Source organism: Chishuiella changwenlii, assembly GCF_900142565.1.
GTDB classification, from domain to species: Bacteria; Bacteroidota; Bacteroidia; order Flavobacteriales; family Weeksellaceae; genus Empedobacter; species Empedobacter changwenlii.
Genome location: NZ_FRBH01000004.1, coordinates 79,678 through 100,743 on the forward strand (window position 1 = coordinate 79,678; position 21,066 = coordinate 100,743).

25 protein-coding genes are annotated in these 21,066 nt (G+C 29.5%); 5 read left to right on the forward strand and 20 right to left on the reverse strand.

Annotated elements, in window-relative coordinates:
* The first annotated feature begins 2 nt into the window (after positions 1-2).
* From BUA86_RS05160 to BUA86_RS05170, 3 genes are all read left to right on the forward strand, one after another.
* Positions 3-851 (forward strand): phosphatidate cytidylyltransferase, encoded by an 849-nt coding sequence (locus tag BUA86_RS05160; protein ID WP_072930509.1) that lies wholly within the window; start codon positions 3-5, stop codon positions 849-851.
* A complete protein-coding gene (locus tag BUA86_RS05165) occupies positions 848-1,498 on the forward strand; it encodes a phosphatidylserine decarboxylase family protein (protein ID WP_072930511.1) in 651 nt (216 codons plus the stop codon). Before BUA86_RS05160 ends, BUA86_RS05165 begins: the two co-directional genes overlap by 4 nt.
* A gap of 82 nt (positions 1,499-1,580) precedes the next feature.
* A complete protein-coding gene (locus BUA86_RS05170) occupies positions 1,581-1,859 on the forward strand; it encodes a hypothetical protein (RefSeq protein WP_072930513.1) in 279 nt (92 codons plus the stop codon).
* Positions 1,860-1,873: 14 nt separating this feature from the next.
* Here BUA86_RS05170 and BUA86_RS05175 read toward each other — a convergent pair whose 3' ends face one another.
* The gene (locus tag BUA86_RS05175; protein ID WP_072930515.1) at positions 1,874-2,497 is read right to left on the reverse strand and encodes an HAD family hydrolase; all 624 of its coding nucleotides are present in this window, start codon (positions 2,495-2,497) and stop codon (positions 1,874-1,876) included.
* Complete coding sequence (locus tag BUA86_RS05180) at positions 2,490-3,065, reverse strand: phosphoribosyltransferase family protein (protein ID WP_072930517.1); 576 nt, start codon at positions 3,063-3,065, stop codon at positions 2,490-2,492. Before BUA86_RS05180 ends, BUA86_RS05175 begins: the two co-directional genes overlap by 8 nt.
* Positions 3,066-3,376: 311 nt before the next feature.
* On the opposite strand from BUA86_RS05180, the gene BUA86_RS05185 reads away from it, so the two are divergent.
* Positions 3,377-4,786: an amino acid permease gene (locus BUA86_RS05185; RefSeq protein ID WP_072930518.1), complete on the forward strand. Its 1,410-nt coding sequence runs from the start codon at positions 3,377-3,379 to the stop codon at positions 4,784-4,786.
* A gap of 206 nt (positions 4,787-4,992) precedes the next feature.
* Here the strand turns inward: BUA86_RS05185 and BUA86_RS05190 are convergent, their stop codons facing one another.
* The 18 genes from BUA86_RS05190 to BUA86_RS05275 form a co-directional block, all read right to left on the reverse strand.
* Positions 4,993-5,541 carry a hypothetical protein gene (locus BUA86_RS05190; RefSeq protein WP_072930520.1) on the reverse strand — a complete coding sequence of 183 codons (549 nt, stop codon included), beginning with the start codon at positions 5,539-5,541 and terminating at the stop codon, positions 4,993-4,995.
* Positions 5,516-5,962, reverse strand: a complete 447-nt coding sequence (locus BUA86_RS05195) for a lysozyme (protein ID WP_072930878.1) — start codon at positions 5,960-5,962, stop codon at positions 5,516-5,518. The genes BUA86_RS05190 and BUA86_RS05195 overlap by 26 nt, the downstream gene beginning before the upstream one ends.
* A gap of 13 nt (positions 5,963-5,975) precedes the next feature.
* Positions 5,976-7,691: a hypothetical protein gene (locus BUA86_RS05200; RefSeq protein ID WP_072930523.1), complete on the reverse strand. Its 1,716-nt coding sequence runs from the start codon at positions 7,689-7,691 to the stop codon at positions 5,976-5,978.
* 14 nt (positions 7,692-7,705) lie between these two features.
* A complete protein-coding gene (locus BUA86_RS05205) occupies positions 7,706-9,235 on the reverse strand; it encodes a hypothetical protein (protein ID WP_072930524.1) in 1,530 nt (509 codons plus the stop codon).
* Positions 9,236-9,249: 14 nt separating this feature from the next.
* The gene (locus BUA86_RS05210; protein WP_072930526.1) at positions 9,250-10,800 is read right to left on the reverse strand and encodes a hypothetical protein; all 1,551 of its coding nucleotides are present in this window, start codon (positions 10,798-10,800) and stop codon (positions 9,250-9,252) included.
* A gap of 4 nt (positions 10,801-10,804) precedes the next feature.
* Entirely contained in the window at positions 10,805-11,635 is an 831-nt protein-coding gene (locus tag BUA86_RS05215) for a hypothetical protein (RefSeq protein ID WP_072930528.1), read from the reverse strand.
* Positions 11,628-12,029 carry a hypothetical protein gene (locus BUA86_RS05220; protein ID WP_229731740.1) on the reverse strand — a complete coding sequence of 134 codons (402 nt, stop codon included), beginning with the start codon at positions 12,027-12,029 and terminating at the stop codon, positions 11,628-11,630. The genes BUA86_RS05215 and BUA86_RS05220 overlap by 8 nt, the downstream gene beginning before the upstream one ends.
* Positions 12,030-12,087: 58 nt before the next feature.
* Positions 12,088-12,927, reverse strand: coding sequence for a nucleotidyltransferase (locus BUA86_RS05225; protein ID WP_072930532.1), 840 nt, complete (start codon positions 12,925-12,927; stop codon positions 12,088-12,090).
* A 1-nt stretch (position 12,928) separates the two neighbouring features.
* The gene (locus tag BUA86_RS05230; RefSeq protein ID WP_072930534.1) at positions 12,929-13,228 is read right to left on the reverse strand and encodes a hypothetical protein; all 300 of its coding nucleotides are present in this window, start codon (positions 13,226-13,228) and stop codon (positions 12,929-12,931) included.
* On the reverse strand, positions 13,206-13,574 hold the full coding sequence (locus BUA86_RS05235; protein ID WP_072930535.1) for a hypothetical protein: 369 nt from the start codon (positions 13,572-13,574) through the stop codon (positions 13,206-13,208). Before BUA86_RS05235 ends, BUA86_RS05230 begins: the two co-directional genes overlap by 23 nt.
* On the reverse strand, positions 13,574-13,858 hold the full coding sequence (locus tag BUA86_RS05240; RefSeq protein WP_072930537.1) for a hypothetical protein: 285 nt from the start codon (positions 13,856-13,858) through the stop codon (positions 13,574-13,576). Before BUA86_RS05240 ends, BUA86_RS05235 begins: the two co-directional genes overlap by 1 nt.
* Before the next feature lie 2 nt (positions 13,859-13,860).
* Positions 13,861-14,064 (reverse strand): hypothetical protein, encoded by a 204-nt coding sequence (locus tag BUA86_RS05245; RefSeq protein WP_072930538.1) that lies wholly within the window; start codon positions 14,062-14,064, stop codon positions 13,861-13,863.
* Entirely contained in the window at positions 14,064-14,549 is a 486-nt protein-coding gene (locus BUA86_RS05250) for a hypothetical protein (RefSeq protein WP_072930540.1), read from the reverse strand. The genes BUA86_RS05245 and BUA86_RS05250 overlap by 1 nt, the downstream gene beginning before the upstream one ends.
* Positions 14,550-14,551: 2 nt before the next feature.
* Positions 14,552-15,562, reverse strand: coding sequence for a hypothetical protein (locus tag BUA86_RS05255; RefSeq protein ID WP_072930542.1), 1,011 nt, complete (start codon positions 15,560-15,562; stop codon positions 14,552-14,554).
* 15 nt (positions 15,563-15,577) lie between these two features.
* Entirely contained in the window at positions 15,578-16,375 is a 798-nt protein-coding gene (locus tag BUA86_RS05260) for a DUF6046 domain-containing protein (protein ID WP_072930544.1), read from the reverse strand.
* 183 nt (positions 16,376-16,558) lie between these two features.
* Positions 16,559-16,876, reverse strand: coding sequence for a hypothetical protein (locus BUA86_RS05265; protein ID WP_072930546.1), 318 nt, complete (start codon positions 16,874-16,876; stop codon positions 16,559-16,561).
* A gap of 7 nt (positions 16,877-16,883) precedes the next feature.
* Entirely contained in the window at positions 16,884-17,300 is a 417-nt protein-coding gene (locus BUA86_RS05270; protein WP_072930548.1) for a hypothetical protein, read from the reverse strand.
* Positions 17,300-18,535, reverse strand: coding sequence for a DUF2586 family protein (locus BUA86_RS05275; RefSeq protein ID WP_072930550.1), 1,236 nt, complete (start codon positions 18,533-18,535; stop codon positions 17,300-17,302). The genes BUA86_RS05270 and BUA86_RS05275 overlap by 1 nt, the downstream gene beginning before the upstream one ends.
* Before the next feature lie 549 nt (positions 18,536-19,084).
* Here BUA86_RS05275 and BUA86_RS05280 point away from each other — a divergent pair.
* Positions 19,085-21,058, forward strand: coding sequence for a phage tail tape measure protein (locus tag BUA86_RS05280; RefSeq protein WP_143147246.1), 1,974 nt, complete (start codon positions 19,085-19,087; stop codon positions 21,056-21,058).
* Positions 21,059-21,066: the final 8 nt, after the last annotated feature.

Consider the following 21,066-nt stretch of genomic DNA (forward strand, 5'->3'; position numbering starts at 1 on the left):
CTATGAAGAATTTAGCAACTAGAACTTTATCTGGTTTTATTTACGCTCTTATTGTTTTTTTCGGAACAACAATACATCCAAAAGGTTTGATTGTCTTAATGATAATCTTTGGACTTTTTTGTCTTTATGAATTTTTTAAATTAACAAATCTTCAAAATAAGCTTTATCAATTAATAACATTACTAGCCTCATTAGTTGTTTTTGGATATTATGGTAAAGAATTTTTGAATGCTTTCGAAATATCTAATCATTACTTTTTCTATTTAAAAAGTTCTTATTTCATTATTCCTGTTTTATTTGTTATTAGTATTTATACAATTTTTAAATCAACAAACGAATTATTAAATAATTTTGGAAAAGCTACATTAGGTATAACTTATATAATTGCTCCATTTGCATTGGCTTTAACATTACCAAGTTTTGATTACAACTTGGGTGAGAAAATAATGCACTTCGAAGTCTTTTTTATTTTCTTATTAATTTGGTGTAGTGATTCTTTTGCTTATTTAACAGGAAATTTAATTGGTAAACATAAATTCGCTCCTAAAATTTCTGGGGCAAAAACTTGGGAAGGTTTCTTTGGAGGGGTTGTTTTTACAATTATTGCAGGAATATTAATTCAGAAATTTAATGGAGGAACATTACACGGAAACTGGATTATTATCAGTATCATTGTCGCTTTATTAGGACCAATAGGAGATTTGACAGAATCTAAACTAAAAAGATTTTTTAACGTAAAAGACAGTGGAAACTTAATTCCAGGTCACGGAGGTTTTTTAGATCGGTTAGATAGTTTTATATTTGTCATTCCGTTTGTTTATTTATATTATTTATTCATTTATACTTTATGAAACTTCACAGAGAAGGAACAGCTATTTTAATAGGTTGCTTAATTATATTTGCAATCTTAACTGGTGTATTGCATAATTTTTTCCCTTTATATGGATTATACTTTGCATTACCTTTATGGATATTATATGGATTTATCGTTTGGTTTTTCCGTAATCCTATTCGCGAATCTGATTCTTCAGACAATTGTATCATAGCTCCAGTAGATGGAAAGGTGGTTGTTTTAGAAGAAGTTTATGAAAATGAATATTTAAATCAAAAATGTATTCAACTTTCTATATTTATGACGCCATTAAACGTTCACGTAACGCGTTATCCTATTAATGGAAAAGTTGTTTATTCTAAATATCATCCAGGAAAATTTTTGGTTGCATTTCATCCAAAATCATCAGAATTAAATGAAAGAACTACAGTTGTTGTAGAAAATGAAAATCATACTAAAGTTCTTTTTAGACAAATTGCTGGAGCTGTTGCTCGTAGAATTGTTTGTTACAGTAAAGAGAATGATACTGCTGTTGCAGGAAAAGAATATGGTTTTATAAAATTTGGTTCTCGCGTTGATATCTTCTTACCTCTTAATACAGAAATTAATGTAAAAGTTGGAGATAAAACAAAAGGTGGAATTCAGAAAATAGCTGTATTGAAATAAATCAGTTTTAGAAAAACAATTTTTTAATTATTTTTGTAAAATAAAACTTAATAATATATCCTTACATAAATATTTGTACAACATGAAAAAATTAATTCTTTTAGTAGCAGTAGCTGCTTTCGCTACAGCTTGTAATTCTAAAGCAGGTGTAAATCATGGTGTTTTAAAACAAGAACACGAACCAGCAACTGCAGAAGAAATGCACGAAAAAACACATGCTGCACATGAAGAACATGCAAAGCACGAAGAGTACACAGAAGAACATGCTGAAACAAAACATGAAGAAGTAAAAGATTCTACTAAAGTTGCAACAGAAGCTTCTAAAGAAGAAAAAGGACATACAGAAAAAGCTGGTCATTAAGACTCAGCTTTTTTTTATTCTATTACCTCTACTCTATCCGATAAATCTTTTAAAATAATAGCTTTACTTTTTTTACTTGGAGATATTAAATACGTTTTCTTTGCTAATTTAATTAACTCTAAATCATGGTAAGAATCTGTAAAAAAGAGTTCTATCTTCTCATTTTCTTTTATAAATCCTTGTTGAATGAGATTTGTAATTTTATTCTGTTCAAAATTCTCTATTAAATTACCATTTTCTAAAAATGCCCCTATAACTAGGACTTTATCTGAAATATAATCCTTAACAAATCTTTCTAAATAACGATTTGGAGCAGCAGACGATATAGCAATTTTATATTTCCTTTCCTCTAATTCTTTCAAGTAATTAAAAACTATTGGATGAATATATTTAGATAATTTTTTTCCAAAAGCAATATCATAGCTCTTATGAAGTTTTAATTCCATCAATTTTATTTTAAACTCTTGATGAGAATCCATTTTTAAAATTTTACGAGAAATTATGAGCTTAGAAACTTTTATAAATAACTTAATATTTAATTTCTTTATAGAATGAAGCCAAAGAAAAACCACCCAACTCTTAAAAGAGTTGACTTTAATTAATGTTTCGTCAAAATCAAATACTACTTTTCTATCCATCTAACGACCAAGGAAATCTAATTAATACTTCCGAATGTAAATAAAAATCTGGCCAAATACAAGTATTCTTATTTGTTACCACAACACACATTGAATAAATATTTACAGATGTTTTTTCTTTTATTGTATTAATCACATTTTTCAAAGAATGACCAGAATCTACAGCATCATCTACAATTAAAATTTTATTATATCTCGTTAAATCTATCTTATGTGGTAAAGTAACTTCTCTAATAGAATTCACCTCTTTCCTCATTAATACGGAATGTTCAATATTTCGTAAGAAATTAAGTAAAAATATTGGAGAGGCTTTTAAAATCTTTTGAAGTAAGTTTTTTATTACTTGATTATTTTTTTTAGCTTTTGTAGAAGGTCGTTGGCACTTTACTCCTATAAGCTCCACTTTCATATTCTTTTTAAGAAAATAATCTTTCACAATTTCTGCTAAAGGCACACCTCCTTCTTCAATTCCTATTACTAAACAATTTTCATTTTTAGTTAAAAAATTATTCAATTGACTTTCTAAAAAATCATCAAAAACATTTTTATCAAACTTAATTACTTTCATGGAGAATATTTACTCGATAGGAAATTGTTAAAAAACGAATATATTAATTAAACAACATTTAAACAATATACATTTTTAAAAATAGTAACACTTTTTATTTTTTAATACTTCTCAAAAATAAATACCATAAATTACGATATAAATAAAAAAACAACTCATTTTTAGTTGAAATTTAAAAATTAAATACCAAAAGTGCTATTTCATAAAAATATCTTCAAAAACCTACATTTATTTTAATTGCTTTTTAATTATTTACTTTATTTATATATATTTTCACTTCTTATAATTAAAAAAATTAACACATTTGTTTTATGTCAATATGGAAAACAAAGCCTCTTTCTAAATTAATTGAGGATTCTGAAGAAAAAGAAGGAGGATTAAAAAGGTCTCTATCATCATCCGCATTAGTTGCACTGGGAATTGGAGCAATTATAGGTGCTGGATTATTTAGTTTAACAGGAATTGCTGCAGCAGACCATGCTGGACCAGCAGTTACATTATCTTTTGTTTTAGCTGCATTTGGTTGTGCTTTCGCAGGACTTTGCTATGCAGAATTTGCATCTATGATACCTGTTGCTGGTAGTGCATACACTTATTCTTATGCTACAATGGGTGAATTTATTGCTTGGATTATTGGATGGGACTTAGTGTTAGAATATGCATTGGCTGCTGCCACCGTTAGTGTGAGTTGGTCTGCTTATTTGGATAAGTTTTTACAACAGTTAAACATATTTATACCGGAGGAGTTTTTACATGCTCCAGCAGATGGAGGTATTATTAATTTACCTGCCATATTTATTGTTTGTCTTTTATCTCTTGTATTAATTAGAGGAACAAAAGAGTCTGCTTTTATCAACAATATTTTAGTTATATTAAAAGTTACTGTAGTTATTGTTTTTATCGTTTTAGGATGGAACCATATAACTCCAGAAAATCATATTCCATTTATTCCTAAAAATATTCCTGGAACACAATTCGGAGGAATGCCTGGTATTGCCGCTGGTGCTGCTGTTGTATTCTTTGCTTTTGTTGGATTTGATGCTGTTTCTACAGCTGCACAAGAAGCGAAAAATCCACAAAAAGGTATGCCTATTGGAATATTAGGTTCATTGGTTATTTGTACAATATTATATGTATTATTCTCTTGGGTTATGACAGGTTTAGTTCCTTATACAACATTTAAAGGAGATGCTTCACCTGCTGCAACTGCATTTGCTGTAACAGGATATACATTCTTACAAACTGTTTTAATTTTAGCTATTATAGCTGGATATACTTCTGTTATTTTAGTTATGTTATTAGGACAAAGTCGTGTTTTTTACAGTATGAGTAACGATGGTTTATTACCTTCATTCTTTTCTGATGTTCATAAAAAATTCAGTACGCCATGGAAAACAAACTTATTCTTTTTAGTATTTGTAAGTATTTTCGCTGGTTTTGTTCCTATTAAAGATTTAGGACACATGGTAAGCATTGGTACATTATTCGCGTTTACATTAGTGTGTATCGGAATTATAATTATGCGTAAAAAAATGCCAAATATAGAACGTAAATTCAAAGTTCCTTTCGTTCCATTAATTCCTATTTTAGGTGTTGCTGTTTGTTTATATTTAATGAGCTCACTTACATTAGAAAGTTGGTACAGACTTTTAATTTGGCTTGCTATTGGTATTTTTATTTACTTTTTCTATGGTAAGAAAAATAGTAAAGTAGAAGATTAAAATACTATTTCATTTATAAACTCAAAAAGAGGCTTTCTAAAAATAGAAAGCCTCTTTTTGATTGTATTGACTTCACAAATTGATTGCTTATAAAATTTTACTCAACTATTTTTTTAAAAATTATCTCTTTATTCAAATCGAATATCTATATACAGTAAATTTCTCTTTATAATCCGCAAAACGAAAAATGCAAAATTGACAAGAGTTTATTTAAGATATTTTCTCTTAAAATGATTAAGAATAATTAATACACACACAATAAAAAAAGCAAAAATATAAATCCAAATTGAAAAGTCTACCTTGTACTTTTCTGTATTCTTACGAAAAGTATTTGTTGCTACTTTTAATGATCCTTGATTAGATTGACTGGATTGATCTACTTTAATAGAATCTAAGGTTTTTACAATATTCTTATTGTTAACTAAAGAACTACTATTCGATTGTTCATTATAGTTTATTTTCCCTTTTCCTCCTATTTTTAAATCAATCCCCTCTTTTTTATTACTAAAAGAAACTTTTAAACTATCATTTAACTCTCCATTATATGAAATATTTAAACTCTTTAGAAGGCTTGAGAACTCATCAAAATTTTTAATTTCTTCAATTTTTGTACTAAATGAATAGTTAGTAGAAATGCTATCCTTATTTATTATGTATTCAGTATTAGCATTTATTTTTTCAATCTCTTTTATTTTATGTTTTGTTGCACAATTAAATAAAAGAAGAAAACTAAGAAAAGTATAAAAAAGCTTCATCTTTTCTACGTTTTACAAGTCCATTTAATCTTTTTCCACCAGCATTTATCCATTTCTCAAATTCTTGTTGAATAGTAGGATCATTTGGATTTAGATTGATTTTTTTCAACAATGTAGATTTTGATAGATTTGTAGCTCCTAAATTATATGTAAATGATACCAAAGCATCAAACTGATTTTGATTAATAACTTTTTTTACTAATCTATTTACTTGATCTTCATAAACCCTTAGCATATCTACAAGTAAACTAAAAGCTTCTTTTTCTGTAATTGGTTTATCTTGCATTGTTACTTTTTTCTTATTTGGATAGTAAGTTGCTCCATAACCAATTGTTGGAATACCAATTGGGTCACGATAAGGCTTCGAATAGAAGCCTTCGTATTTTTTTATAAGGTCTAAGCCTTTTTTTTGCGTTTTCATAGCTGATTTTTTATTAATAATCAAATTCTTTTATATAATTCCATCCTCCTGAAATATAAACTAAATGAATAGAAACAGTAGGTTGTAATAATATAGAATCACCTCCATCATTTACAGGACTTACAGTTACATCAACATCGTTTGTCAAATTCATTATAATTATTTCTTGACCTTCAATAAACCCTGATGAATCTAGAGTAATATTCCCTGAAGAATCTAAAGTATAAGCTATAAATGTTTTATTTCTAGATATATCTGATACATTCAAAGTATGATTGTAAGTACTTGGATAAAAAACCTTTGTTTTATAATGATCTAAATATTCTTTAGTAATTAAAGATTTTGAGTTACTCTCTATTAAAGAATTTGTTATTGTAGGAGCCGTTACTAAACCATTTCTGTATACATTTAAACCATCTCGTCTTATAGTATTGCCACTACCATTATTATAACCTACCCCTATTCCAAAAATTCTAGCCTCATCTATATAATCATACCCTGAAAGACTTGTGTCTTGAATTGTTGCTTGACTACCAAATATTGTTTCTCCAGATGTAACAGCATAATTGTCATATCCGCTAACAAGATTATAATAGCCTTGAGCTTTATTTTGCTCTCCTCCTAAGATAAATGATGAATAAGCTGGTCTATTTGTATTTACATTATTAAATATCTCATTATTCCATCCACCAATTATTGCATTTCTAGAATTATGTACACCAAGTCTTGGATTTTGTTCACCAGTTATTTTATTTCCGTAACCTCCTAAAATTACACTTTCAATCGAATTTGTTATGTAATGCTGTCTACCGCCAAAAATACCATTATAATATTTAGCCGTATTAGATGTTCCTCTTTCTTCTAATATTGTAGAATATGCTCCTACAATATGATTTAATTGACCACTACTTCTATTACCTAAACCTGCTACAAATGTTCCTGAACCTAATACAGAATTTTGCAATCCTATCACAAATGAACTAGTTCCATTAGCTCCATATGGAAAGCTAATTTCTGCAGAAGCAGAAGTATTTCTTGAAAAATCTACAGCATTATTTCCTAATGTACCATAGAAAGTCGGATTATTTAATCTATATTTTAAAGACCAACCATTTCCATTCTTAACAAACTCATTAATAGGAATATTAAGTTGTGATGTATTTATATTCCCTTCATTGTCTGACACCAAGATCTTATCATATGTTGCATCACCACTCTTATCCTCTAAACCGCTAAATCTCTGAGAAGGATTAGAAAAAACAAGAGGCATTCCAAAATCTACTGTAGCTTCTCCTGTATGCTTTCTATCTTCATCTACTTCCAAATCTGTATTTGCAAAATTACTTCCTAAGTTATCTGAAGATAATATACTGTAAACTGTACTATTAAAACTTTTGATAGAGTTCCCATTTTCTAATCCAAATTCTGGATAATCTTCTGTAATCTTTACAGATTCATCTGTCATTTCTAAATCCTCAATACCAAGTTTAGATTGCCAATTAATGATATTTTCTTCATTTAAAGAACTCGCATCATTTGTTGCATATTGAGCATGATTATGGTTATTTTCGGCCTTATTATTTAAGATATTTTCTAAGTTTTCTACATTAGAAATAGGTAATTTTTCATCCTTATGCCAAAAACTATCCCAGGTAGACCAAAATTGTCCTTGTGTTGGTTTTAAACCAGTTTTAAACCAATTTTTTATTATATTTTTATCTGTTGACATTGATTTACTAATTTTTAATTAAACTTAAATGCCTTTAAAATTTTACCTTGAATTATTTGATTATCATTAAAATGAAATCCTCTTCCTAAAATTTGAGTAAATATGGAATATCCACTATTATTAGATAGAGTTTTAATCTCTATATAATCATTATAAGTTATTTTGAATAGATTTCCTGTTTTTGTAATTATTACATTAACTGAATATGGTGTCTGAAACGTACCATTTGTCACAATTCTAGAATCCTGAAAAAAACTATACGTGAAATACACTAATGAATCTTGATTAGTAGAAAGTTCCGTATCTGAATAACCTAGTCCTATTCTAGATGTATTCCAATCAGCATCAGAGGCTTTTCTACTAAAATCTAATTGAATTTCTATATAAAAATCTTCTCCTTCAGCAAATAATTCTGAAGATTTTAAATTTACTTTTGGAATTGGACTAGCTCCTTGTGGCGTTTCGATCGTGAAATCTCCACCAGAAGCTATATCATTAATAGATGGTGTAACTCCATCTGCATAAACCCACTCCCATTGAATAGCGTTAATATTTATATTTTCTATTTGGTTTAAAATTTTAAATTCTTGGGATGTTGTATAAACCTTTCCTCCACTTGTCAATCTTAATACATAAGTTCCTTCACTAAATTGATAAAAATTAAAATAAAAAATTAATTCTGTAGAACTTTCAGAAATTACTTGATCATTAGGAATTGTTGCAACAACTTCAGTTGATATTTTATCTAAAATTTCAATTTTTCTAATTGTCGATAATTTTAAATTTGCCCCTCTTAAAAGAACATATTCAACAGAATCAAATCTATTCTGAATAACGTACGGTGAAATTGTATTCACCGAAATTGCGCCTGCATCTCCAGTACCACCACCTAGTAATTGTCCAATTCTTAAACCTTGTTCAGATGTTGTTCCTTGTAATGTTTTTTCAAACAAATTTGCTATTTGTGTTGCTCTAGCAAGATTCCCTTGCTCATCTGTTACTTGAAAAGCATTATAATTTTCATCATCGCTCTTATCTTGCAATCCACTAAATCTCTGAGAAGGATTAGAAAAAATAAGAGGCATTCCAAAATCTACTGTTGCTTCTCCAGTATGTTTTCTATCTTCATTTACCTCAAGATCTGTATTTGCAAAATTACTTCCTAAGTTATCTGAAGATAACATACTGTAAACTGTACTATTAAAGCTTTTGATAGAGTTCCCATTATCTAATCCAAATTCTGGATAATCTTCTGTAATCTTTACAGACTCATCTGTCATTTCTAAATCCTCAATACCAAGTTTAGCTTGCCAATTAATGATATTTTCTTCACTTAAGGAACTAGCATCATTCGTTGCATATTCAGCATGATTATGGTTATTTTCAGCTTTATTATTTAAAATATTTTCTAAGTTTTCTACATTAGAAATGGGTAGTTTTTCATCCTTATGCCAAAAACTATCCCAGGTAGACCAGAATTGTCCTTGGGTTGGTTTTAAACCAGTTTTAAACCAATTTTTTATTATATTTTTATCTGTTGACATTGAGTTACTAATTTTTAATTAAACTTAAATGCTTTAACAATTTGACCTTGTATAATTTGGCCCCCAACAGCTTGACCTACAAACTGAGCAAATACAGAATATCCACTATTGTTACTAAGAGTTTTAGTAATAGTATTAGAACCTATAGTTGTTTTAAATAAATTACCAGTTTTTGTTATTTTAACAGGTAGAATACCTGAACCATATAACAGTGTACCATATTGTCCATTATTATAATATCTTACAGCTTGGCTAAAACCATGTAAATTCATATAATTCATATATACTTCACTACCAATATTAATTGAGTTCGCTGTAGAACTGTAACCTATACCTATATATGATAAGTTACTGTCATCTATTCCTGTAGAGAATGCACTAAAATTGATATTCATTTCTATATAGAAATCATCACCCTCAACAAATAATTCACTCGATTTTAGATTAACTTTAGGAATAGCTCCCACTCCCTGAGGAATTTCAATAGTAAATCTATTCCCTGTAGCAGAATTATTTACTGATGGTGATATGTCATCTGTATAAAACCATTCCCAAGTGGTTTTAGAGAAATCAATATCCTCAATATCTTTAACTACAGTTAATTCTTGATCTACAGAATAAACTTTAGAACCACTTGTTATTCTTGGAAAATAAACTCCTTCAGGAAAGGAATTAAAATTGTAGTAAAAGCTTAATTCATTTGAACTTTCAGAAATTATTTGATTATTTGGAATTTCTATAACAACTAAACCAGTCTGTTTATTTATTATTTCGATTTTCCTATCATTTGATAATTTTAAATTAGCTCCATATAATAACACCCATTCTACGGCATCATATCTATTCTGAATTACAGGAGGTGATATTGTATGTACACTCATTTGACCTGCATCTCCAGCTCCTCCTCCTAATAGTTGACCAATTCTTAAAGCTTGTTCAGATGTTGTTCCTTGTAATGTTTTTTCAAACAGGTTTGCTATTTGTGTTGCTCTAGCAAGATTCCCTTGCTCATCTGTTACTTGAAAAGCATTAAAATTTTCATCACCACTCTTATCCTGCAACCCGCTAAATTTCTGAGAAGGATTAGAAAAAACAAGAGGCATTCCAAAATCTACTGTTGCTTCTCCAGTATGTTTTCTATCTTCATCTACTTCTAAATCTGTATTTGCAAAATTACTTCCTAAGTTATCTGAAGATAACATACTGTAAACTGTACTATTAAAACTTTTGATAGAGTTCCCATTTTCTAATCCAAATTCTGGATAATCTTCTGTAATCTTTACAGATTCATCTGTCATTTCCAAATCCTCAATACCAAGTTTAGCTTGCCAATTATTGATATTTTCTTCATTTAAAGAACTAGCATCATTCGTTGCATATTCTACATGATTATGGTTATTTTCTGCCTTATTATTTAAAATATTTTCTAAGTTTTCTACATTTGAAATAGGTAATTTCTCATCTTTATGCCAAAAACTATCCCATGTAGACCAAAATTGAGCTTGGGTTGGTTTTAAACCGGTTTTAAACCAGTTTTTAATAATATTCAATTCTGTTTTTGCCATAAGTTTATCCTTTGTACATAATTTTTGCTAAAACATAAAATGGTGGTCTATTTTCGTGATAATCTAAAGCATTCAAACTCATTGATGAATTAATAGTAATACCTGTATATGACCTCTCACTGATTGCTGTTGTATCTCTATCATTTCGGGCATTAGGATGACTACCATTGGAATGTCTATCATCTCCTAGTTTAAATGTAACTCTGTGAGTATGACCTGGATCATAAACTGTATGATTATGCTCTCTTAACCCTGACTGTCTACTCGTTAATAAAACTTCTTTTTCACCTCCCGTTTTTCCAACTTGGTTATATTCTGCATTACGATCATCATAACCGACTGTAAATAAACCTCTTAAATCTGGTGTTCCGTTTTGTCCATCACATAAATACCACCCTACAGGAATTTTATTAATATCTCCATAATAATCTTGAATAAAACCAGGATGAACCAATCGTTTTTCAATTTCTTTTATGGTAATTGAACGATAAAAATCTGACCATTTATAGGTCTTAACGGCTCCAATACCGAAAGTAGCAAAACGTGTAATTAACACATCTTTCTGAACTCCATTTTCGAATTCTCGTTTTTCTATCTCCTCAACAACTCTAATATTATCTTGTTTTAAACCTCCTTTAAATGGTAACAACTCGCCCTCAATAAAAACTACTCCATCAGAAATATTATTACTATTTTCCGTACAGCCACTTACAATAGCTAAAGGAGCTATTATATGTCCTAGTTCTTGTGAAATTTGATTGGCTTTTTGTCCAAAATCTAAAATGTTAACATCTAATGGAAAACCTTCTGTTTGATTATATTCTACCTTATTCATTGTGTATTATTTTGTAGCGCTTGCTTGCTAGTTTATATCGATTAACCAAAGCTTCTTGCTTATAGTTATTGTTATTTATATCAATTGTTTTAGGAAAAACAACAAAAAAATCTATACCTGTATCAGCATAATCGGATGCTGGTCGCAGAAATATTTTTCCTATTTTTCTTGGTTTATTCTCTCCTAGAGTGAATAAATACTGACGATCATAAAGTTGACCATCTGTAATTCTAATACCCCTTTCTAAATCATCAAATTCATCATTTAAAGCTTTGCGTAAATAACAAACTTGAGAATTATGAAACAACCACTCTTCATGATTTTTTTTTTCCTGTAACCATTGATTATGCAGTTTTAATAATTCTTCAGAAAAAAGAGATAAAAAAGCTATCATTCTCTGTTTCCTAAGAAAAGTTGGTAAAAGTTGAACAATTAACTTGTTAAAATTGAGATTATACCACATAACTAATATTATCAAAAGATTCAACTTTAAAATATCCAGATATGGGAATAGCTTTTACATCAATACCTATTGGTTCTGCATAAGAATTTGTACTAGCATCAATCCAAGATGTTGAAGCAGAAATTATTGTAGGAATACTTACACCTTCTACAGTTTGTAATTTATCTACTAAATGTGCTAAAACTAACTCTCCGTTAAAAGGTAATTCTCTCATATATTCTTTTATAGCATCTACAACAGGATAATTCGTATTAATCAAATGCATTCCTGTTTTTGATAGAACTAAAGGATCGTAATTAATTTTTAAATCAAGAAATAGTTTATCTGCATCGTAATTAATAACTGTTAATTTAACTCCGGCGTCACGAATTTCTTCCATGTATTCTCTAAAACAGAATACTTCTTCTTCATTTAACTTACTTAATTCTTTATTTTTTTCACCTGCTACTTTAATAATCAGTCTGCCATTATCATCATTTTCACTTACGGCAGCGTATTTTATTATTTTAGAAGCATCAATTTGTTCTGTTGTTTTATCGGTATTATTAAAATTATCGCTATCTGCTAGCAAATCAAATCCAAACTGAAATGCTAATGCCTTAGATCTATACCAACGAGCTGTATGTACTTTTTGTTCCGTTAACTTAGTTGAAACATCCTTTAAATGCTTATCCAGAATAAGCTCGAATGTATAAATGGCAAAAGACATAATATAAACCCATAATTGCCAAATAGAGGTCTTTTTTGTAGATGTTAAATCTTGTAACTCTACTTTTTTATTTTTTTCTTCAAAAATTGAAGTTTGTATATTTTCTATTGATCTTGCCATGTTATCTTATTATAAATGATTCCTCTATTACCATTAATCCTATTCCGAAATCTTCTGGTACTATAATCTCTAATCCATTCATTCCTGTTGCTGGTTTCAATTGTTCGTTCTGAAAATATTCAGCAACTAAACTATCTCGTAAAGCGTAATTTTTGGGAATTTCTAATTCTTGTCCAGCCTCTATATCATCTGTTAATGCAATATTATTTTCTATTGCAAGTTCTAATGCACCTACAGCTGTCCCAAATAAGTAAATAGAGAGATCTAAAAGAGTTTGATTATCTAAAGCTTTTATCTGCATTTTTCTCGAGTTCTAAGTTTCTTCTTTTTAATTCTGCATTCTCTATTCGAAGCATCTTTACTTTTTGTTTCAACATGTTGATTTCATTTTTAAGTACACGTTCTTTATTTGTGTATAGTTTTTCAACATTTTGAAATTTCTCTTCGTATCGTGTCCCTAAATCATCCAACATTTTTTGATAATAATCAGAAAGTTTAATTTCATTATCAATCATTTTAGATTTCGTATTTTCTTCTTCTCCTTCGGCTTCTGCATTTAATTTTTTACGGGTAAAAAACCATCCAAAAAAACCTCCTAAACCACCTGCAGCCAAACTGTTGATAATGATTTCTAATATATCGTTCATTAAATTGTAATTTTTGTATTCTCTATACCATCGGATATATCAATTTCAACATTTGAATAATTATCATAATCAAGTTGTATTTTTAAGTCTCTCTCAAATTGATAAGAAGTTGTATTGGTTTTGATGTAATTAATTGCTCCAAATCCCACTTGAGGATATTCTTTAAATTCTCCTTTCTGCGCTATAAAAATATCTTCTACATGTTGTTGATCACTTTCAGCAATTACAAAATCGCCGTTTTTTATCTCTAGGTCTAAATCATCTGTTCGTTTAAAATCTTTCATTCTTATTCTATTTTTCCTACTCCTGTAAAAGGTCCTTGGCTAGATGATCCAGTGATTTGTACAGTAGCAGATGTCAAATATTTTTTAATACAGGCTACTAGCTTTTCAGCATATAGTCTTTTACTCTCATTATAGTTTTCGGATTTAATCATTTCATCTTGTAAACTGATTACTTCCTGTATAAATAGTTCGTCGTTTAAAGGCATTAGAATAATAATTTATTGATTTGTTGATTTAAAGATTTAAACTTCTCTGTATTAGCTTCGATAAATTTTCCAGGTCCAGAGGGAGTTTGAATAATAGCAGTTTCTAGAGTTGTAAACAGATCATTAAAAATTTGTTTAAGGTTAGTCTCTTTATTTACTACTCTAAATTTGTCATCTTTCATTTCAAATACTTGATCTTTCATTTTAATAATTACTCGATCTATTTCTGAATATTTTAAGACAAACAAATCGTCACTATCATTCAAACGTCCATAGATTATTTTTGAACCTACTTTTGGATAAACAGTTATATTTGATTCTAGATCAGTATCAATGGAATTTAATCGAATATCATCAATCCCATCAGATGTTGTACAAGTTGTTTCACTAACTTCTGTAACTGTTTCCAACATTAATGGAAATCTTCTAATACCTTTTTTATTCGCTCTTTTTACCGCTGCTTCAAATAATTCTTTTATTTCCATTTTTATAGTTTATAACTAATTTTTAAACTCCTTTTAATTCCGTTTGAACCACTTACATTAATTGATACACTTTCTACAAAATATCGCCCATTCTGATGTCCATCTTCGTAATATGGTCGAAATAAATCTACTGCGTCTCCTTCTTTTACCAGCGGATAACACCAAGTATCTATAGAACCTTCAAAACCATCAGAAGTTTTAGATTTATACATATTTTCTGTAAAACTTTCAAGCTCGGATTTACTTAGCCCAGGTCTTTTAATTGTTTGTTCTGTCTCTCCTTTTTCTCCTACAGTTTTTTTAATAATGGAACCATCTTTTTGTTGAGATTCAATTGTTAAAAGTAATTTCTTACTTTCTTTTTGTTCAAACTTAATACTTGAACCTTTTCTAATGTTCTGAGAGAAATTTAGTTGATGTGCAATACGTGGTTTAAAATCAACTGTCATTCCGACATTTAACTTTCCTTCATTATCAAACCAGGCACGCATAAAAGCTTTTTCTTTTAATTCTTGTAGAACTTCATAAGGCGTTGCGTCTTCTATTTTCCATTTTCCAATAAAATAATCAGCATCATAAACAACTTCATATTTTGATGGAATAACAGCTTTTAGAATCTCCTTTACATTTCCTGTTTTAAAATAACCCGAATAACGCTTTTCATGCTTCAAGTTAAACATCTCATCTTCACACTCTATCACTAAAGGAATATCTGAATTTATCTTGGTTACATATCCTACAAATTCTTTAGAAAAATGACCATCGTAACCAAATGAAATTTCAACTTTATCTTTACGTTTAATAAAATCTAGAATAGATTTCTGCTCTATGTTTACCGATTTATTAGTGTTTTCTTCGTTTACAGCATTACGATATTCTCTTGGTAATGTAATTTTTGCTGTATTAATTAATGTTTCAACACTTTTCTCAATTTGTATAGATTGACAACGATAAAAACTAATACGATCTCCTATCTTTATTTTTAAATTAATATTATGGTATAAGTAATTCATTTTTCATTTATTCTATTAGGTATTCATGTTTCCATTTGAACTTGAACTGTTCATATCTGGCTTATCTAAAGTGAATGAAACAGGTTTAATACTTGTTGCATTTATACTAAATTGAATGGTGTCTTGAAACCCTACAAGAGGTGAAAAATCAATCGATTTGAAATAAATACTTGCTATATCTTTATCTAAAAATTGAGCTCCAGTTACTTTTATAATCGTATTATTCTTCCATAACTTATTTAAACTATTTATTTTATCTTCTGGATAATTATGCTCTTCCATATCGATTAATAAGCCTTTTATACTTATACTCCATGGTTTTGTTCCCCAGCGCTCAACAATTATTGGATTATCATCGTTTACTTCTGTTTCTACTAAAGATTTTTCTTGAGAAAAATCCATTATTAAAGGAGGTGAATAAATATGTTTTATATTTTTTTTTATATTTTTTTCCTTGTCTTCAAACTCTTTTATTCCATCTTTATTCCCTACATAAAGCATAGGAGAAAATACAAACTTAAACTCATCAAACACCTCTTTTATAGAACTTTTAGAATCATAACTTGTATCTATTTTAGCATTATTGACAAACTCAAATATACTTGTCTCGAAGTCATTATTTTTATTCGTATAAGTTTGAATCTTATCCTTATAAAGATTCTCTTTTAAATCCTTTTTATCATGAATTTTCTTAACTAATTTATTTACTAATCCAACGCCAAAAGCACTTGCATATCTAGCAGCTAAGTCTATTGTCACATTTTCAGGAAATTTAAAGGAGTCATTAAATACTTTAGTGTATTGATTATCCATTTTCGTTCTTTTTTGGTGTTATAATTCCTTTATCCATTAACCATTTTACTTGAGCCCACTTCATTGCCCATGTATCATCATCCAATTGCTCTGGGCATGGGACGTGTAGAAAATGACTTATGAACGCGTTTATTTTAAAAACTTGATCATAATTGTCATCATCTACTAATCCTGTGCAATCGGTTAATACTTTTCCACTTTTGCTACTGCAATTGGAATAATCTCTGCAATTCCAGAAACTGCAGATAAGAATAATGTATCGTTTGCTTTTACTAAATCTTTATCTGTTAATAAACATCCATTAACAAGAATCTCCTGTGCTTTATTAGGGTTTACATTGGCGTACTTTAAATATTCTCCAATTGTTGTTCTATCAGGAACACGTGCAATAACCTCTAATTCCTGTTCTTGTTCATCTTTTAAAATTAGACGACGTAAATTCTTTTCTCCTCCAGCTTTTTCTACGATTTCTGCTGTTACTGTTTTTTTATTTTTAGCCATTTTAGTCTTATTTAGTGTTTAATTTTACTGATAGAGCAAATAATGGATATTCCATCTTTAACCCCATTTCTCCTGTTACTTCTCTTCCTTCTTTTTGAAATTTCACCAAAAGTGTATCAATCACTTGAACATTATTTTCGTTTGTAAAAGTAACTTGTACGTTAAATGGTTTAATATCTAAAATACTTCCACTTGCAGCTAATTCTAAAGGAGTAACATCGTGCATCATAATTCCCATTGTTGCACTAGGCGTTCTTTTTCCTGTACTCCAACTTGTTGCTTCGCTAGAACCAAGCGTCCAGTTTAACTGATTTTCTTGCTCATTACCATAAGTTAAAGAAGTAACTTCTATAGGTGCTCCGTTGATTGTACACTTTACATCTACACTGTCGTATGTTTTACCGTTACGTGTTATTTTTGCCATTATAAATTGTTTTTAATATTAATAGTTCCTGTAATTTCTCCCACTGATCCCATTGGAATAACAACAAAACTTACAATAAGTTCTTTCTTTACTAATAAATCTGAACTAGGATCAATAGTTGTTTTTCCTGAGCTAATTTCACTTGCATTTTGCATATCTGTAAAGACATCATCACCAATTTGTTCTAATGCTACAAGCGGTCCTGCTAATAATTTACCTTGCTCATCTAAAGGATAAGTTTTCTTGATTTTTGGTAAATAAACAGCTCTTAATTGTCTAATAACATCATCCATTACACGACCATAAGCAATCGTATGTTCGTTAATATTCCCTTCTTGATCTACTACAATTGGTGCACAAACGTGATCATTATTAATACGGATACCTGATAATCCGGCATAGCTTAAACCAAAGATGTATCCTTTGTTTTCTAATGTTTGCAATTGAGAATGAACTTCAGTATTCTTTTTATGACTAGAAAGTCCTGCAACCATCCATGCATCTTTCGTAGAATCATTTAAATCAAAAGCTTCATTATCTCCAATGTTTTGTGCAATACTAGCAGAAGAACAAACTCCTAATACAGTTCCAACGTCTGCATATTTTTGTGCTAATCCAGTTTTTGTCGATGCATATTTCCAGTCTTGCCCTATAACAACTGATACTTTAGTCGCTGCAACGTTTTCAATATCTCTTAAATCTGGTAAAACACTTGATTCTCCATCTAATTGATATCCTTCTAAAAAGATTTGACAAGGCATGTTTTGTTCAGATGCCCAATTTGCTAAACCTTGCGCAAATGGAATTGCTTCCGTAACATCTGTAGGAATACCATCTGTACTCTCTGCTGCTGTTGTAGGATTTAATGCAAATGCAATTTGACGAACTTCATAATCAGCTGTTGCTAATAAAGTTTTTGTAGCTTCAGTCTGAACTAACGTTTTAAGTGTTTCTGTTTGCGCAACAAGCATTAAATGTAATTCTGTTCCTTCACCAGCCATTCTATAAAACTCTGAAACATGTCTGTAAACATTTACATTATTTTCTTTATCAAAAGCTGCATCTAAACCATACTGCTCAAGATCATTTGTACTGTAAATTGTTACAGGTGTATTGAATGCTAAACCTGCTAAAACAACTGAACTGACAACTAATGCCGATACAGTTCTTTGGTTATCAGAACGATTTGCTCCGATTTTTCCTCTTTTAATTGTAACTCCGTTAAGATTATTCATATAATTATAAATTATTATACTGTTTAATATTTATTGGCTTTCTGCCATTTTATTTGTTATACTATTTTGCTTTTTTAAAACAAGTCTGATGGATCAAAATTCATCGTAAATTCCTCTTTACTATTTCTATCTCTTTTGTCAATTAATTGATGATTGCTCCATCAAGACTTTAAAACTTCAATACAACAAATAAGCTTGATTTTATCGCACCATTGTTGTTTGATGAAGCAAAGATTGGTTGATTATTTTTCCAATCCTAAATCATCAGCAAGGCTTTCGTCTTTATTAGATTACAAGTTGTTTTTATGTGATTTTTGTGGTAAAATTTTAATGAATCGTAAGAAGTTTATCGCTTTTTATTTAATAGTAAATAAGCACATATTACGATAAAAGTAAACCTTGTTTAAAACAGGTTTAAAATGAATTTTAAAGGAACTTAATCTAAGTTTTGAGGTAATGGATAATAAGTTTTGAGATATACTATTAATCTCAATAAACAAGATTCATTGGTAAAATATAAACGTAAACAATAATGAAATAAAATATAATATGGCAAATAATTTGAACGTATTGTTAGACTTATCGAAAAAATTATTTAACAATACATTAAATAATGTTAATCAGCTTATAAATAGAGGAATTGGTTCTTTAAAGAAAGCTTTGGAAAGCTTAGGTAGTCTTACTATTAGGGTTTTCACACATTTTGGAAAAAAAATAACAGAAATTACGGGTAAACTTATTACGCTTGGTAACAAGTTTGGAGGTATTAGTCAATCTTTTAACTCTTTTAGTAGAACAGCAAATTTCAATCCTTTGAAAGTTTCACTAACGCAAGTGAATGTTGTGATTATGAATGCTCAAAAATCTGTTGCTAATCTGGGTAATAATCTTCGAAACACATTAAATCAAGCTTCTACAGCTGGAAATAGTACTGGAGGATCATTAAGTAAATTAAAGGATGGATTAAATACAGTTTCAGAAATTGGGAAAAAACTTGATTTCGTTAATGACATTAATAAAACAAAAGTTGCTCTTGAACAGATGGGTGTTGTGGATGTTGACAAAACAGCTGCAAGCGTTAATCGTCTTAGTAAAAGAATGGGAGAAGATCCTAATAAAATTGCTCACGTAGCAAATACTATTACCAAACAAATGGGTGGTAGTATGGACGAGAATATTGCTTTATTTGAACAAGCTGTTAGTAAAGGTGCAAACCTAAATAGCGACATGCTTGCAAAGTTACAAGAAGCCCCTGCTAGTTTGAATGAAATGGGAATGCCTGTAAAAGATTACTTGGCTATTATGGCACAAGTAGGAAAAGACGGAATTTTACCAGAAACCATTTTTAGTTCCTTAGAAAATGGTGGATTAAAATTCCAAGAATTTGGAAAGATTCAAGAAGGTGTTCTAAGTAAAATTGGAATGAACCAAAAAGATTTAGAAGGAAAATCTACTTGGGATAATTTACAAACAGTCTTGAATGCAATGGAAAAAGCTGGACTAAGTATTGATGAAAAACAGAAAGGATTAAATAATCTATTTAAAGGTGCTGGAGAAGATAGAGGAAAAACTCTATTAGATGGACTAGCTAAAGGTGTTCCTAATTTTGATGCTATGAAAGAAGTTGATGCTCCAGGAACAGCTTTAAAAGATATTACTTCTGGTGTTGAATCTGCTGTAGCTGATATTACTGGACCTTTTGTTCCATATATGGAAGCAATTGAACCGCTTTCTGGAATGATAGAAACCATAACCTCACTTATTCCTTTATGGACTGCAGCACAAGGTTATCTAAATATTGCTCTTTTTGCAAACCCTGTAGGGCTTATAGTTTTAGCTGTAGGTGTACTTATTGGTCTTATAGCAGTAGCTATATATAAATGGGATGAATGGGGAGCAGCTTTATTACAATTTATGGGTCCTATAGGATGGATTATAAATGCTTTTATGTCGATAAAAAACAATTGGGAAAGCATTATAGAAGCATTTAAAACAGAAGGTATTATTGGTGGATTGAAAAGAATTCGATTAGTCTTATTTGATGCTTTAATAAAACCTTTACAGCAAATTTTAGAAATGATTAATGAATATGATCCAACTGATTTTTCTACTAAAATGTTGAATTCTGTAAAAGATTTTAGAAAAAATAATGGATTAATAACAAATGAAGAACTTAAGGTAAAAACAGAGGATAAAAAACCTAAAACAGGAGTCGCTCCGGAAGGTGCAGTTTTTAACACAACAGGTTCAACTTCATTATATGGAGTTAATGATAACAAAAAAGGTAAGGGATTAGGAGTTTCTAGTGGTTTAGGAAACAATAAAACGACAGGTGATATTAATAAAGTTACAGGACAAGCAAATCAAGTTAAAAAGATTGACATTCGTATAGATGCGTTTAATAAAGGTGGTATAAATGTTACAAACGCTGGAGGCGCAGGAATGTCTGTAGATGAAGTTGAAAGATGGATGAAAGAGATGTTGAATAGAATTATTATTGATGCAGATAATGCTGTAACATAATTTGTAGA

Excerpts from the sequence above, each read along its gene's own strand:
- BUA86_RS05160 (WP_072930509.1), top strand. The coding sequence starts at position 3 with ATGAAGAATTTAGCAACTAGAACTTTATCTGGTTTTATTTACGCTCTT.
- BUA86_RS05165 (WP_072930511.1), top strand. The coding sequence starts at position 848 with ATGAAACTTCACAGAGAAGGAACAGCTATTTTAATAGGTTGCTTAATT.
- BUA86_RS05170 (WP_072930513.1), top strand. The coding sequence starts at position 1,581 with ATGAAAAAATTAATTCTTTTAGTAGCAGTAGCTGCTTTCGCTACAGCT.
- BUA86_RS05175 (WP_072930515.1), bottom strand. The coding sequence starts at position 2,497 with ATGGATAGAAAAGTAGTATTTGATTTTGACGAAACATTAATTAAAGTC.
- BUA86_RS05180 (WP_072930517.1), bottom strand. The coding sequence starts at position 3,065 with ATGAAAGTAATTAAGTTTGATAAAAATGTTTTTGATGATTTTTTAGAA.
- BUA86_RS05185 (WP_072930518.1), top strand. The coding sequence starts at position 3,377 with ATGTCAATATGGAAAACAAAGCCTCTTTCTAAATTAATTGAGGATTCT.
- BUA86_RS05190 (WP_072930520.1), bottom strand. The coding sequence starts at position 5,541 with ATGAAGCTTTTTTATACTTTTCTTAGTTTTCTTCTTTTATTTAATTGT.
- BUA86_RS05195 (WP_072930878.1), bottom strand. The coding sequence starts at position 5,962 with ATGAAAACGCAAAAAAAAGGCTTAGACCTTATAAAAAAATACGAAGGC.
- BUA86_RS05200 (WP_072930523.1), bottom strand. The coding sequence starts at position 7,691 with ATGTCAACAGATAAAAATATAATAAAAAATTGGTTTAAAACTGGTTTA.
- BUA86_RS05205 (WP_072930524.1), bottom strand. The coding sequence starts at position 9,235 with ATGTCAACAGATAAAAATATAATAAAAAATTGGTTTAAAACTGGTTTA.
- BUA86_RS05210 (WP_072930526.1), bottom strand. The coding sequence starts at position 10,800 with ATGGCAAAAACAGAATTGAATATTATTAAAAACTGGTTTAAAACCGGT.
- BUA86_RS05215 (WP_072930528.1), bottom strand. The coding sequence starts at position 11,635 with ATGAATAAGGTAGAATATAATCAAACAGAAGGTTTTCCATTAGATGTT.
- BUA86_RS05220 (WP_229731740.1), bottom strand. The coding sequence starts at position 12,029 with ATGATAGCTTTTTTATCTCTTTTTTCTGAAGAATTATTAAAACTGCAT.
- BUA86_RS05225 (WP_072930532.1), bottom strand. The coding sequence starts at position 12,927 with ATGGCAAGATCAATAGAAAATATACAAACTTCAATTTTTGAAGAAAAA.
- BUA86_RS05230 (WP_072930534.1), bottom strand. The coding sequence starts at position 13,228 with ATGCAGATAAAAGCTTTAGATAATCAAACTCTTTTAGATCTCTCTATT.
- BUA86_RS05235 (WP_072930535.1), bottom strand. The coding sequence starts at position 13,574 with ATGAACGATATATTAGAAATCATTATCAACAGTTTGGCTGCAGGTGGT.
- BUA86_RS05240 (WP_072930537.1), bottom strand. The coding sequence starts at position 13,858 with ATGAAAGATTTTAAACGAACAGATGATTTAGACCTAGAGATAAAAAAC.
- BUA86_RS05245 (WP_072930538.1), bottom strand. The coding sequence starts at position 14,064 with ATGCCTTTAAACGACGAACTATTTATACAGGAAGTAATCAGTTTACAA.
- BUA86_RS05250 (WP_072930540.1), bottom strand. The coding sequence starts at position 14,549 with ATGGAAATAAAAGAATTATTTGAAGCAGCGGTAAAAAGAGCGAATAAA.
- BUA86_RS05255 (WP_072930542.1), bottom strand. The coding sequence starts at position 15,562 with ATGAATTACTTATACCATAATATTAATTTAAAAATAAAGATAGGAGAT.
- BUA86_RS05260 (WP_072930544.1), bottom strand. The coding sequence starts at position 16,375 with ATGGATAATCAATACACTAAAGTATTTAATGACTCCTTTAAATTTCCT.
- BUA86_RS05265 (WP_072930546.1), bottom strand. The coding sequence starts at position 16,876 with ATGGCTAAAAATAAAAAAACAGTAACAGCAGAAATCGTAGAAAAAGCT.
- BUA86_RS05270 (WP_072930548.1), bottom strand. The coding sequence starts at position 17,300 with ATGGCAAAAATAACACGTAACGGTAAAACATACGACAGTGTAGATGTA.
- BUA86_RS05275 (WP_072930550.1), bottom strand. The coding sequence starts at position 18,535 with ATGAATAATCTTAACGGAGTTACAATTAAAAGAGGAAAAATCGGAGCA.
- BUA86_RS05280 (WP_143147246.1), top strand. The coding sequence starts at position 19,085 with ATGGCAAATAATTTGAACGTATTGTTAGACTTATCGAAAAAATTATTT.